Raw genomic sequence first — 13,895 nt, 5'->3', positions numbered from 1 at the left:
ACCAGTATGACGACGCAAACCATCCAATACGAATATGCCCCCGGCCATTTTCGAGCCTCTGATCCTGGTTTCTACCGGTCCGACATGCTGGATGAGGGCGAAATGATTCTGAACATGGGACCGCAACACCCGTCGACGCACGGGGTACTGCGACTCGAAGTGGTTACCGACGGCGAAATTGTGGTAGACGTGGTGCCGCATGTGGGTTATCTGCACCGCTGCTTCGATAAACACGCTCAGGAACTGCCCTTCAATCAGACCATTCCGTTCGTCGATCGGCTCGATTACCTGGCCGCCATGAACTCCGAGCATGCCTTCGTGATGGGTGTTGAGCGGATGTTGGGAATTGAGCATGACATTCCTAAACGAACCGAATACATCCGGGTATTGGTTGCAGAACTTAATCGCATTGCGGCTCATTTCGTCGGCATTGGTACGTATGCGCTCGACATCGGTGCTTATACGCCATTTTTGTGGCTAATGCGCGACCGAGAGCATATTCAGCGTCTGCTCGAGTGGGTAAGTGGGGCCCGTATGCTGTATAATTACATCTGGGTCGGTGGCTTATTCTATGATCTGCCCGTCGGTTTTGAAGAGCGCTGTCAGGAGTTTATCACCTACCTAAAACCTAAATTGCTCGAATTGCAGCAGTTAGTCATCGAAAACGAAATTTTTATAAAACGAACAGCCAACGTTGGTGTACTACCTTTACCTGTCGCGATCAACTACGGTTGTACTGGTCCGATGCTGCGCGGATCGGGCCTGCGGTACGATCTTCGTCGGGTAGATGGCTATTCGGTTTATCCTGAACTGGACTTCGATATTCCGATTGGAGAAGGAAAAATGGGGACCGTCGGCGATTGCTGGGATCGCAACAATGTTCGGGTGCGGGAGTGCTACGAATCTATCCGTATTATCGAACAGTGCCTCCATAAACTCACTACCGATTATCGGCGCACCCGCGAGTACGACCCACAAGCCGTCGTTCCGAAGAAAATTCGACCGAAGGCGATGGACTTTTATATACGGGCAGAGAGCGCTAAAGGGGAACTGGGCTTCTTTTTTCGCACCGATGGCCGTTCCGACGTGCCTGTACGCTGCCACTGCCGGTCGTGTTGTTTTCACAATCTCTCAGTCATCGGTGAAATTAGCAAAGGAGCGATGCTGGCCGATCTGGTAGCCATCATCGGTTCGATTGACGTGGTGATGGGTGAAGTCGATCGCTAGTTATTCAGAACCAGGATATCCGCCGTATTGCGGCCTAATCCGTCATAATCCAGCCCGTACCCTAACACGAAGCGATTCTCAATCTCAAAACCGACATAGTGTAAATCCAGCGATGTTTGCAGGGCCTGGGGCTTAAAAAGTAGGGTTGCAATAGCAATGGACGACGGTTTCTGAACAGCCAACTGCTGGTAGATATCCTGGAGAGTTTTTCCAGTATCGACAATATCTTCGATCAGGATCAGATCGCGCCCTGCGATCGATTCGGCCAGCCCAAGAATCTCTTTCACCTGACCAGTCGACTGAAGCCCCTGGTAGGAAGATACCCGGATAAAGGTGATTTCGCAGGGAATCGTCAGGTGTTTGGCCAGATCGGCCGCAAACAGAAAGGCTCCGTTCAGCACCACAACGAGCAGGGGTTGTTTAGCCGCGTACTCCTGATTGATTTGCTCCGCTATTTCCCGAATTCGGGCCTGGATGGTATCGGCGGTAATGAAAGGGACGAACGTTTTGTCTTTAACAGTCAGCATATCGGCATCGGCAAAGGTCAAAGATACGGGGATGCCCGAAACGTGGGCAAAAAATGAACGAAAAATAAGTATCTGCAAACGGACTGCCAGTCATTTGCGTTGATATACTAATAAAGCTCTTGCAGACAAATGAAGAAACTAGTGTTGACGGTGTGGCTGATGGGATTGGCCGTTTTCGCGCAGGCCCAGTTATACGATCCGTCGGCGTTCGATAAAAAATACGATGGTCTTCTAAAGCATCCCGGCGTACAGATCGAGTCGGCAGAGGCTATCAATATGATGTACAATTACAAATTCTACGACGCTGACAAAGAGTTCCGGTGGTTGCGGGTGCGGTATCCTAAGCATCCTATGCCGTACTTTTTGATGGGCCTGGCCGAATGGTGGAAAATTGTGCCGAATACGGATGTAACCGACTACGACGACCGTTGTCTGGCCTTGATGGACACGACCATTACCCTGGCCGACAAATTGTACGACGACAGCGATAACAAATTAGAACCCGCTTTCTTTTTGGCCGCTGCCTATGCTTTTAAAAGTAGACTGTATTCCGAGCGGAAGAAGTGGACCAAAGCCACCTTTGCCGGTAAAAATGCATTGAAGTATTTTGAAAAGTGCAAAGGCAATGCCGATTTCAGCCCGGAACTCCTCTTCGGAGATGGCATGTATGATTATTATGCTCAATGGATTCCGGAGAACTATCCGTTGCTGAAGCCTATCCTGATGTTTTTTCCTAAGGGAAATAAAGTGACGGGAATCAAAGAGCTGGAGAAAACAGCTAATACGGCCTTTTACACCCGCGTAGAGGCTCGATACTTTCTGGTTCAGATTTATAGCATGGAGAACCAGTACGATAAGGCTTATGAAATGTCGAAATACATGCATGAGCAGTATCCCGATAATCCGTTTTTCGAGCGATACTATGCCCGATCGGCCTTTGTAACGGGTCGGCTGAACGACGCAGAACGGATCTCCAAAGATATTCTGGCAAAAGTAGAGCGGACGCAGTCGGGGTACGAGGGCGTTAGCGGGCGTACGGCCGCTTATATTCTGGCCTATGTCAATCACCTGTTTTATAAGAATATCCCGGAGGCCAGGAAATACTACCAGCAAGCCGTCGATTATGCCAAACAAACCAATTCTACGAACGCAGGCTATTATTGGTCGTCGGTGCTGGGGCTAGCGAAAATCGCCACGGAGGAGAAAAACTACGACCTGGCGCAGACGTATTTCAAAGAGGTGATGGATAAAGCCGAGCGGAAGTCCAGCCAATATAAAGAAGCCAAAAAAGCCCTGGACGACGCCAAGAAATCACGGCGGGAAGAACGCCGGAAGCGTAGAGAATGAAGCCATGAATACTGGTCAATGTATCATGAATAATGAGTGACTAACTGACATTATCCATGATACATTGACCGGTATTCATTAAGGAATTGGCAACACTTTACTTTCCTTGAAGGTAGACATGATAACCATGGTCTGCGTGTTGGCTACCTCATCAATTTCGTTGATGACATCGAGCATCAGGGCCTGATAGGAGGCAATGTCTTTCGAAATGACTTTCAGCAGGAAATCTCCTGAACCGGTAATGTGGTGGCATTCGATGATTTCGGGAATCTGATTGACTCTATCCACGAAAGACATAGTCGTGTCTTTTTTATGACCCACCAGCGTAACCATGACGAAAGTAGTTACGCCCAGCCCGATTTTCTCCCGGTTCAGCTGAGCATGATAACTTTGAATGATACCCGACGTTTCGAGTTTTTTTACGCGTTCGAGCGTGGGAGCGGGCGAAAGGCCAATTTCTTTAGAAAGCTGAGCGTTTGTAATTTTGGCGTTTGCCTGCAGAATTTCTAATACGTTGCGATCTATCTGATCTAGTTTGTGGCTCGACATAAAGAAAGATATGCTGTTAAAATTTATTTGTTGTGGATGCAAATCTACTACCTTTTGCAATAGAAAATTCTTAATTAATGATGAAATTTTACAAAAAGCAGAACAAACATTGCTGATCAGCCTTTTATACGGCACAATATTAAGTAAATTCTGGCAGTAGCCAAATCACCTTTTTAGCGTTCGGTTATTCCATCAAGTTTACAATCTAACCAATGAATAGTGTAAGAGGTCGTAATTTTTAAGGGATGGTAACCACAAATGGCGCCACTATAAGCGGTTTTGCACGTATGAATCGGATATAATGAAAATGCGTAAAAAGTCTGACCTGCCCATAAAAGACTGCCCTGTTTGCAAGCGGCCATTCAGTTGGCGTAAGAAATGGGCACGTGACTGGGAGCAGGTCATTTATTGCAGCGATGCCTGTAGAAAGGCCAGCAAACAGCAACGGACTCTTCCGGAGCCGACGGAAGAATGATGAACTATACTTAATTTTGTTGATTAACCGATTCGTTTGCCATGCGCCCACTCGCGTATCTGTTTCTGTTGTTAGCCGCTGTCTGGAGCAACAGCTGCCGCTACAACCAGCCTGCTGCAACCAGTAGAGTTCCTCCGAAGCCCAGGCAATCGGTACCGGTTACCCCTGTACCTACAAAACCACCCGTTGCAAAAGTTACTCCACAAAAACCGCCGATGCCTCCTGCGGTTACCTTGCCTGTTGATACCCTTCCTTACGATGAAGTGATTGAGCTAACCCCGCCCCCGCCTAAACGCGAGTTTCGGGCTGTCTGGATCGCTACGATCGATAATCTCGACTGGCCAAGCAAAAAGGGGTTACCGGTCGCGGAGCAACAGCGCGAAATGGTAGCTATGTTCGATCAGTATCAGGATACAGGACTGAATGCTGTAGTCGTTCAGGTTCGGGCGGCAGCGGATGCGTTTTACGCAAAAAGTTCAGAGCCCTGGTCCGAGTGGTTGACCGGCCAGCAGGGACTGGCACCTCAACCGTTTTATGATCCGCTGGAGTTCATGATCGACCAGGCTCACCAGCGTGGTCTGGAGTTTCATGCCTGGTTTAATCTGGACCGGGCCACCTTCAGTAAATCGGCTAGTATCGCGCCGACCAATATTATCTACCGTAAACCAGGCTGGATGCTGAGCTACGGTGGGCGTAAGTTGTTCAACCTGGGCTTGCCGGCAGTTCGATCCTATATTGCCGGCCTTGTGGCCAACGTCGTTCGTGAATATGACGTAGATGGTATCCACTTCGATGATTATTTTTATCCGTATGCCGAAGCAGGGCAGACGTTGCGCGATGACAGCACCTACCGGGCCAACTTCAACGGTATGACGAAAGGCGACTGGCGCCGGGACAATGTCAATAAACTGGTTGTCGAACTGCGCGATTCGATTCGGGCCAATAAGCCCTGGGTCAAATTTGGGATCAGTCCATTTGGCATCTGGAAAAATAAAACGAGCGATCCGGAAGGGTCGGCCACCAACGGCGGACAGTCTTATTATGACATTTACGCCGACACCCGAAAATGGGTGCGCGAAGGGTTAATCGACTACATCGTCCCGCAGGTTTATTTCAGTTCTGAGTTTAGCCGAGTGCCCTATAAGACTGTTGTGGATTGGTGGACGCGCACCTGTAGTGCCAGCAATTGCCATTTATATATTGGTCACGGGGCTTACCGGGTTGGCCGCGGGTCCGAGCGCGATCCGGGCTGGTGGCGACCCACCGAATTCCCGAATCAAATGCGGTATAATCGCCAGCAGCCGTTAGTTTTGGGCAGCGTGTTTTTCAGCGCCCGGAATTTGCAGAACAATCCACTCGCTATTCGGGATTCGCTTCAGAACAATTTCTATCGCCACCTGGCGCTCACTCCAACCATGCCGTGGCTGGATAGCATTCCGCCCCTGCCCCCGCGTGACCTTAAAGCTGCCACGACACCCAATGGGACGGAGTTAGTCTGGCAACCATCGGCAGAAGCGGAGGATGGAGATGGGGCCAACGTTTACCTGGTTTACCGCTTCGAAGGGCAGCGGCCACGCATCCGCCTGAATGATCCGCGCTGTATTGTTGCGAAATGCATTGGCGAGTCAACGACTCGCTTTGTAGACAAAACCGCTAACCCCAACAAGAAGTATGTGTATGCCGTTACAGCCGTAGATCGGCTCCAGAACGAAAGCCGGGAAGTAACCGCAAAAGTGAAATAAAGAAAATCGGGCTACACATTTCGAGCAGATCTTCGCCTGAGCTGCTTAATTCATCACCTCGGCTAGCACTGCATCGACCGGACGGGCGTCGGGGAAAAAGCTGACGAGTTTGAGCAGAATCCCCTCGACGACAGCGTCGGGGCAGGACGCGCCACAGGTGAGCAGTAGGGTTACCGGCGAATTGGCTGGAATGAAATCTGCCGTTACAATCTCTTTCTTTTGATGGCCGTCAAAGTGCTGAATTAAGTTTTCAGACAAAATTTTCTGCTCCGATTCGATAAAATAGGTCGGTAATTTTTCTTCACAAAGTTCAACGATGTGAGACGTATTGGACGAGTTGTACCCGCCCGCTACAATCGCAAAATCGGCCGGGTACGTCAGCAGCGCATAGGTAGCATCCTGGTTATCGTTCGTGGCGTAACAGAGGGTATCCCGGGTATTGGCGAAGTATGTTTCGGTAGATTCATCAGCCAGTGCATATTTCTCACTCATCACCTGCTTCAGGTAATCGGCAATGCCCTGGGTATCGGAAGCCAGCATGGTCGTCTGATTCACCACGCCTATTCGCTGTAAATCGCGGTCGGGGTCGAAACCGGTGGAATATTGCCCCGCAAATTCCGTATAAAACTCGTCGGGGGGTAGCTCACCGGTGATGTATTTGGCCAACCGTTGCGCCTGGGCCATATCCTTCACTACCACCGTCGGAGCCGCTTCTTTACTGTGCGAGAAGGTGGCCCTCGTCTCTTCGTGGCTGGGTTTGCCATGGACAACGACGGTGTAATTTTTTTGCCCGATTTGCCCCGCTTTGTTCCAGACTTTCTCGACAAATGGGCAGGTCGTATCATACCGGGCTACATCCAGCCCCAGGTTTGCCAGCTGGCTCTGGGTTTCGAGCGTCGTACCGAAAGCGGGAATAATCACCACATCCTCGGGCTTTAGATCGGTCCAGGGAATAAGCTGTTGCCCTTTAGTATCCATAATGAAGCGTACACCACGTTCCTGCAGATCGGCATTGACATCCGGGTTATGGATCATTTCGCTGAGCAGGAAAATACGCTTGTCCGGGTTCTCGGAAATGGCTTTGTAAGCAATCTCGACCGCATTTTCGACTCCGTAGCAGAACCCGAAGTGCCGGGCAAGCAGCAAGCGTACCGGCCCAAAATCGAGCAGGGTCGGTGTAAAATCACGCTTTAATTTATCCCGCTTCCGGCGGAATTCTTTCAGCGGAGTGATGATACTGCTGCGGTAATACTCGGGGATATCGAAAGACTTCATGAATTATTGACGGGCAAGAGGGAATTTTTCGGCTCTCACGTTGACTACTCGGACGCTATACCAGAAGAACAGAAGGTATTAGCGCTTCGTTCGGCACAAAATTAACGCGGTGTTACGAAACGTTGGCACAAGTGCGGCTAGAATAAGGGTTGGCCATTTGACTCTATAAAATCGAGTCTTTCAAATTAGCCGCGCCGAATTATCTTTGACTAGACCAAGTATGATCCTCTCTTAACCAATAAACTACGTTATGGTAACGACCGCCCAATCGACCGACCAGTGGACCTGGTGGCAGAAAGTCCTGTTTCGGTTTAGCTGCATCTACCTGCTGCTGTATATAGCCCCCTGGACCTGGCTTAGTGATTTACCCGTACTGGGTTTGATCGGCGAGTATTATGACCTGGCACAAACCTCGCTCGTTCAACTGACCAATACGCACATCCTGCACATGAACGCGGTACGAATGCCGCCGAACGGGAGTGGGGACACGACCTATGATTATGCTCATGTGCGTTTTCTGATCCTGGTAGCAACCGTAGGGTCATTGGTCTGGTCTGCTGTTGACAAACGGAAGAATTATAATTTGGCTTACTATTGGCTGCTGATCGTTGTCCGGTATTTCGTCGCTATGCAGGCTATATTCTATGGAATTATCAAGCTGTTTACGCAGCAGATGATTTTTCCGCCACTCAGTGCACTGGCGACTCCGCTGGGTGATTTGCTGCCCATGCGGTTGTCGTGGTATTTTATTGGCTACTCCGCACCGTATCAAATGTTCTCGGGAGCCGTCGAGTTTCTGGCGGGTATTTTATTGCTCTTCCGGCGTACCAGCACGTTGGGGGCCTTTGTTGCCGCGAGTGTCTTTCTGAATGTAATGATGCTAAATCTGTGCTACGACATTCCGGTGAAGCTATTTTCTATTCACCTGTTTTTGTTCAGCAACTTTCTGTTGCTGAGCGATGTACGGAGGCTGCTCAACTTTTTTGTTTTCAACAAAATTACCCAACCCACCCAACCGATCGTACTACCCAAAAAGTGGATGCGCATTGGCCAGACGGCGTTGAAGATTGCGTTTATTGGCTTATTTCTGCTAATGCCGTTGTACCAGTTCGTTTCCAGAAGCGAAGGCCCTGCACCGGCGAAGCTGACCACCGGCGTTTTTACGGTCGATAAGTTTCAGGGAAATGTGGCTGATAGCTTACGCTGGAAGGATGTTGTGTTCGAAGCCAATACATCGGGTAGTATTCAAACGGCCGATACGCTGTTTCGCCAGCGCTACCGGCGAGGCTATTTCAACTATAAGTTCGATACGCTGAACCGAACCATTTCTTTCAAAAAGCTCGCTTCAGATACGGCGTTTTTGTTTACAATGGCGTATAGCATGCCCGATACCAACCATATTCTGTTGAAGGGAACGATCCGAAACGACTCGGTGGCTGTTGCCCTGACGCGGCAAAACCGGCGCTTTCAACTGGCCGAGCGGCAGTTTCACTGGCTGTCGGAAGCCAACCGGTAAAAAATTTCGTTGAGCCGTTAAAATTCGAGTGCCTGGCCCAGGATGTCGTCCAGGTATTCCCGCGAGTTGGCCAGCCGCGGTACTTTATGCTGGCCACCCAATTTACCGCGCTGTTTCATCCAGGCATAGAACGTGCCGGGCGGAACGCTGTGAATGCGGGGGCGTTTCAACACCATGTCGTTATAACGCTTGGCATCGTAGTCGGAGTTGGTTTGCCGCAGGGTTTCGTCCAGTACCTGATTGAATCGCTGCTGGCTATCGGGCTCCTGCGCAAACTCGATGATCCATTCGTGGCAGCCATTCATGCCATTGCTCATGTAGATTGGGCCGGCGGTATACTCGGTGATTACAGCGCCCGTGGCTTCGCAGGCCCGTGTAATGGCCGTTTCGGCGTTTTCGACAATGACTTCCTCCCCAAAGGCATTGATAAAATGCTTGGTTCGGCCACTGACTTTTAGCCGGTGTGGATAAAGTGAAGTAAATCGAACTGTATCGCCGACCTTATAACGCCACAAGCCACCGTTGGTTGAAACGACCAGCGCGTAGTTTTTCCCCAGTTCGACTTCGTCGATGGTCAGGGCTTTAGGAAACGGCTGGTCTGCTTCCTGAATAGGAACAAATTCGTAGAAAATGCCATAATCGAGCATCAGCAGCATTTCGCCCACCCGGCTCAAGTCGTCCTGAATGGCAAAGAAACCTTCGGAAGCATTATAAATCTCCTGGTACCGAACCGTTTTTGATGGAAAAACCTGTTGCTGAAACAACTCCCGATACGGCTGGAAATTGACCGCGCCATGGATCAGTACCTCAAAGTTCGGCCAGACTTCCAGAATATTCGACTTACCGGTATGGGTCAGAATTTTGTCGATCAGCACAAGCCCCCAGGTTGGCGTTCCCAGAATGCTCGTAACGTTCTCCTGAGCCGTAATCTCTGCCATACGCTCCAGCTTCGTTTCCCACTCATCCATCAGGGCGATCGGGAGCGACGGCGTACGAATATACTGTGCCCAACTGGGCAAGTTTTTCATGACCACCGCCGACACATCGCCAGCGGCACTGTTGGTACTGTAGCTATTGGGATGCAGGCTTCCGCCAATCGAAAGTCCCTTTCCCTCAAACGTCCGGCTGTCGGGGTTGTTGGCAATGTATAGTGCCATCATGTCCTTGCCGCCTTTAAAATGGCTTTCGTCCAGCGACTCGGTCGTAACAGGGATAAACTTACTACGGGCGTTGGTCGTACCCGATGATTTGGCAAACCAGCGTACCGGCGAAGGCCAGAGTACCTTGTTTTCCCCTTTCAGCACCCGCTCTATGTACGGGAAGAGGTCTTCGTAGCTGGAAACAGGAACCTGACGTTGAAAATCGCTGACGCGCTGAATGGATTTATACGCATACTGGCGTCCCCACTCGGTTCGTCGGCCCGATCGGATAAGCTGATTAAAGACCGTCTGCTGCACCGCCCCCGGGTGTTGCATCATTGCCTCAATACGCGGCAACCGTCGTTGCAGGAGCCATTTAAGCGTGGTATTAAGCAAGGTCATAAGGCACCGATACGCATAACCCAATCAGGTCGAATTGGTTAGTTCTGCAAACTTACGAAAGTAGTAATTAGTTTTTAAATACCGCTTGCCCGATCCGGATAGTCCGTAATTATCCCGTCGACGCCCCATTCTTTCAGGCGTTTCATGTCACGGAGGTTATTGACCGTCCAGGGAATAACCAGAATTCCCCGCGTATGCAGCTGGTCTAACCTTCTCTTACTTAACAGGTGGAAATTAGGACTATAGATGTCGGGTCTGAACCCCAATTGGGCTATGTTCTTCTCCGGGCTGCGTAAATTTTGTACCAGCGCGGAAACCCTGATGTCGGGGTAGTGGCCCAGGTTGGCTTGTTGTTTCCAATACCTGAGGGTGTTAAAATCGAAGCTTTGAATGATGATACGGTCCGTGCTGATTCGTCCGAGCTGAATTTGATTTTTTAAGACCGCCTGAACCAGATTGCAGAAAGTCGCCGGGTCAGGTTGACTTTTCGCGTATTCGTCCGGATCGCTTTTAATTTCAATATTATACGAGAAGGTCGGCAAGTTTTTTATCTTCCGGTAGGCTTCAGCCTGTTCGATTACTTCGCTCAGCAACGGCTTATACGTCCTGACTTTTTGCTGTTGCGGATAAGCCGGATTCCCGTTGGCCCCGACATCGTACTGCCTTATATCGGTATAGGACATCTGGTAAAGCTGCAGTTTTTTCTGATCTTTTTTTGTGACGGGTTTTCCCGTAGGATCGACGCTGTAGGCCGCACTAAAATAGGGTTCGTGCGAAACCACGACCTGATGGTCCTGGCTAATAACCACATCCATTTCTAACGTTGTTACGCCCAAATCGAGCGCTTTTAGAAAAGCGGATAATGTATTTTCGGGCCTAAGCCCCCGACAACCCCGATGCCCCTGCAGATCGAAAGCGGGTTTCGGATGGCCTAAATTGATTAGAAAAGAGAACCAGAGTATAAAGCACATGGTAGATAGAAGGCTCATTTTTCAAAAATACGGCTTCTGTTTCTCAGATCGGCAGTAGTTCGCACCGTAGACCGTGTGGCTCCTGCCTGCGCGGTTAAATTACAGAAACACCCTGGCGGCTAAGGTAGCCGCCTGAAATCGAAAAAGATTTTCCAGGCAGCCCGATTCTGTATCATTTCATAGAGACAAAATGATAAACTTGCAGCCATGAAGTTGGCAGAACTTCTCATTCTCCATTATGCGCTACACGAAAGCTATTTTTGTTTCATTACTCACGCTGGGCTTAATCTGGGCATTGAACCGTCCGTGGGGAGCCGTTCCTGCATTTGGGCCGCTGATGAGTCCGTTTGTCGGTTTCTGGCAGAATGCCGAATCCATCGATCCGACCAATGAGGAGGTCGCCATAAACGGTACAAAAGCGCCCGTGACCGTTCTGTTCGATGACCTGGCGGTACCGCACGTATTTGCCCAAAACGACTATGACCTTTACTTCGCTCAGGGCTATCTGACGGCCCGCGACCGGCTTTGGCAGATGGAGTTTCAGACACACGCAGCGGCCGGACGGCTCTCCGAAATCGTTGGGGATAAAGCGCTGGAACTGGATCGGTTCAACCGGCATCTGGGCATGGGCTACGGAGCCGAGCAGACACTGCAGGGCATGCAAAGCGATCCGACAACGCGCGAAATTCTCGATGCCTACACGGCTGGTGTCAATGCCTGGATTAAGCAGCTTAGCCCGACGAAATATCCAATCGAATACAAACTGCTGGGCTACGCCCCCGAACCCTGGACACCCCTCAAATGCGCTTTATTACTGAAGCAGATGAGCAACACGCTCGCGGGAGGGGCCGATGATCTACTGATGACTAATATTCTGCGTAAATACGGCGCTGCGGTTACCGCCGATCTGTTCCCGGATTATCCAACTCGCGAAGACCCGATCATTCCGGTAGGTACCCACTGGGATTTCAAGCCACTACCGGTTCCATCGCCACCCAAAGACAGCGCGCTGACGAATCTGATCGCCCTGTCGGCTCCCGGCTTCGGTACGCCACCCGGTCGGGCCAATCCCGAAATCGGCTCCAATAACTGGGCTGTAGGAGCGCAGAAATCGGCGAGTGGCTATCCTATTCTGGCGAACGATCCGCACCTGACGCTCAGTCTGCCGTCCATCTGGTATCAGATTCAGTTGGTTTCTCCGACGGTCAATGTATATGGCGCATCGCTGCCGGGCTCACCCAACGTTATTATCGGCTTCAACAAGAACGTAGCCTGGGGTGTAACAAACGTGGGGGCAGATGTGCTCGACTTTTATGCCATCCGCTTCCGGGATGCCTCACGTCGGGAGTATTGGCATGATAATCAGTGGAAGCCCGTCAATCGTCGGATTGAAACCATTCGGGTAAAGGGTAAAGCCGACGTAGTCGACACGGTCTATTATACGCACCACGGACCTTTGGTATATGAACCGGGAGCAAAACCGTTCCGGGCCAGTATTCCGACGGGGTACGCAGCACGTTGGGTGGCTCATGAAAAATCGGATGAATTGCAGTGTTTCTATCAGTTGAACCGGGCTAAAAATTTCGAGGATTACCGAAAAGCGCTGGCGTATTATGCAGCTCCAGCCCAGAATTTTGTCTTTGCCGATAATAAGAAAGATATCGCAATCTCGCCTAATGGTCGTTTCCCGCTCAAGTGGAAAGATCAGGGTAAGTTTCTGTTGGATGGCACCAATCCGGCTAATGACTGGCATGGCTACATCCCGGCCGCCCAGAATCCGCTGGTAAAAAACCCGCCCCGTGGTTTCGTTAGTTCAGCCAATCAGTTTTCGACCGATCCAACTTATCCGTATTACATAAACTGGCAGTTTGCCCCGTATGAGCGCGGCCGACGCATCAATCAGCGGCTAACAATCATGCAGCGGGCCACGATAGACAGTCTGCGCCAGCTTCAGAACGATACCTACAATATCAGAGCTGAGGTTACCCTCCCCACTATTCTGCCGATGTTGTCAGAAAAAGGGATGAGTGCGGAGCAACGAAAAGCGCTTCAACTGCTTCGGCAGTGGGGGCGTAACAACAATGCAGACGAAGCCGGGCCGACGATTTTTACGGAATGGACCGCGCAATTAACAAAAGCGATTTGGTCCGACGAGTTCGACGCCGGCGATACGATTCCTATGCGGTTTCCGTCGTTCGACCGGACACTGACGCTCATGCAACGCGACACGGGTGCCCGCTGGTTCGATAATACCAAAACGCCTGTGCGCGAACGTCTGTCTGATCTGATCAACCAAAGTTTCCGCTCTACCTGCGATACATTGGCCAAAAAACACGGCCCAGTTGGGCCCAACTGGGCCTGGGGGCCACACAAGGGCACTGATATTCGTCACCTGATTCCTGGTATTGATGCCTTCAGCGTGCTCGACTTGAATGTGGGTGGTGGCGCAGTCGTAGTCAATGCGACCAACGAACGAACGGGGCCTTCGTGGCGGATGGTTGTAGCACTAGGACCGGAGCCAGTAGCTTATGGCGTGTATCCGGGCGGGCAGTCGGGCAATCCGGGAAGCCCTTACTATCAGGACATGATCGGAACCTGGGCGAAAGGGCAACTGAATGAACTGCTTTATTTAGCGTCGGCACAAGTCAGTAATCCCAGAATCAAGCGGAAAATGATGTTGAAAGCTAAGTAGCAATTGATCATCTGATTACAGTTCATTCAAGAT

The 13,895-nt window shown here is 50.6% G+C and carries 11 protein-coding genes; 6 read left to right on the top strand and 5 right to left on the bottom strand.

Annotated features, from left to right (window positions below):
* Positions 1–6: 6 nt before the first annotated feature.
* Positions 7–1,227, top strand: a complete 1,221-nt coding sequence (locus ACYVC2_RS27250) for an NADH-quinone oxidoreductase subunit D (protein WP_461107902.1) — start codon at positions 7–9, stop codon at positions 1,225–1,227.
* Here the strand turns inward: ACYVC2_RS27250 and hpt are convergent.
* Positions 1,224–1,754: a hypoxanthine phosphoribosyltransferase gene (gene hpt / locus ACYVC2_RS27245; RefSeq protein ID WP_461108124.1), complete on the bottom strand. Its 531-nt coding sequence runs from the start codon at positions 1,752–1,754 to the stop codon at positions 1,224–1,226. The genes ACYVC2_RS27250 and hpt overlap by 4 nt on opposite strands.
* Positions 1,755–1,883: 129 nt before the next feature.
* Here hpt and ACYVC2_RS27240 point away from each other — a divergent pair, with 129 nt between their 5' ends.
* A complete protein-coding gene (locus tag ACYVC2_RS27240; RefSeq protein WP_461107900.1) occupies positions 1,884–3,101 on the top strand; it encodes a tetratricopeptide repeat protein in 1,218 nt (405 codons plus the stop codon).
* A 78-nt stretch (positions 3,102–3,179) separates the two neighbouring features.
* Here ACYVC2_RS27240 and ACYVC2_RS27235 read toward each other — a convergent pair whose 3' ends face one another.
* On the bottom strand, positions 3,180–3,650 hold the full coding sequence (locus tag ACYVC2_RS27235; protein ID WP_461107898.1) for an Lrp/AsnC family transcriptional regulator: 471 nt from the start codon (positions 3,648–3,650) through the stop codon (positions 3,180–3,182).
* 301 nt (positions 3,651–3,951) lie between these two features.
* On the opposite strand from ACYVC2_RS27235, the gene ACYVC2_RS27230 reads away from it, so the two are divergent.
* Positions 3,952–4,125, top strand: coding sequence for a DUF2256 domain-containing protein (locus ACYVC2_RS27230; RefSeq protein WP_461107896.1), 174 nt, complete (start codon positions 3,952–3,954; stop codon positions 4,123–4,125).
* A 41-nt stretch (positions 4,126–4,166) separates the two neighbouring features.
* Positions 4,167–5,867: a glycoside hydrolase family 10 protein gene (locus tag ACYVC2_RS27225; protein ID WP_461107894.1), complete on the top strand. Its 1,701-nt coding sequence runs from the start codon at positions 4,167–4,169 to the stop codon at positions 5,865–5,867.
* Positions 5,868–5,912: 45 nt separating this feature from the next.
* On the opposite strand, the gene ACYVC2_RS27220 is transcribed toward ACYVC2_RS27225, so the two are convergent.
* Positions 5,913–7,142, bottom strand: a complete 1,230-nt coding sequence (locus ACYVC2_RS27220) for a 4-hydroxy-3-methylbut-2-enyl diphosphate reductase (protein ID WP_461107892.1) — start codon at positions 7,140–7,142, stop codon at positions 5,913–5,915.
* A 250-nt stretch (positions 7,143–7,392) separates the two neighbouring features.
* On the opposite strand from ACYVC2_RS27220, the gene ACYVC2_RS27215 reads away from it, so the two are divergent.
* Positions 7,393–8,658 (top strand): hypothetical protein, encoded by a 1,266-nt coding sequence (locus ACYVC2_RS27215; RefSeq protein WP_461107890.1) that lies wholly within the window; start codon positions 7,393–7,395, stop codon positions 8,656–8,658.
* A 17-nt stretch (positions 8,659–8,675) separates the two neighbouring features.
* On the opposite strand, the gene ACYVC2_RS27210 is transcribed toward ACYVC2_RS27215, so the two are convergent.
* Both ACYVC2_RS27210 and ACYVC2_RS27205 read right to left on the bottom strand, forming a co-directional pair.
* The gene (locus tag ACYVC2_RS27210; protein WP_461107888.1) at positions 8,676–10,199 is read right to left on the bottom strand and encodes a GH3 auxin-responsive promoter family protein; all 1,524 of its coding nucleotides are present in this window, start codon (positions 10,197–10,199) and stop codon (positions 8,676–8,678) included.
* Positions 10,200–10,273: 74 nt separating this feature from the next.
* The gene (locus ACYVC2_RS27205; RefSeq protein ID WP_461107886.1) at positions 10,274–11,170 is read right to left on the bottom strand and encodes a glycerophosphodiester phosphodiesterase family protein; all 897 of its coding nucleotides are present in this window, start codon (positions 11,168–11,170) and stop codon (positions 10,274–10,276) included.
* 238 nt (positions 11,171–11,408) lie between these two features.
* Between ACYVC2_RS27205 and ACYVC2_RS27200 the strand changes: the two genes are divergently transcribed.
* Positions 11,409–13,862: a penicillin acylase family protein gene (locus tag ACYVC2_RS27200; protein ID WP_461107884.1), complete on the top strand. Its 2,454-nt coding sequence runs from the start codon at positions 11,409–11,411 to the stop codon at positions 13,860–13,862.
* Positions 13,863–13,895: the final 33 nt, after the last annotated feature.

The sequence above is a fragment of the Spirosoma koreense genome (assembly GCF_054777875.1).
This window is presented reverse-complemented; position numbering and strand designations above follow the sequence as displayed.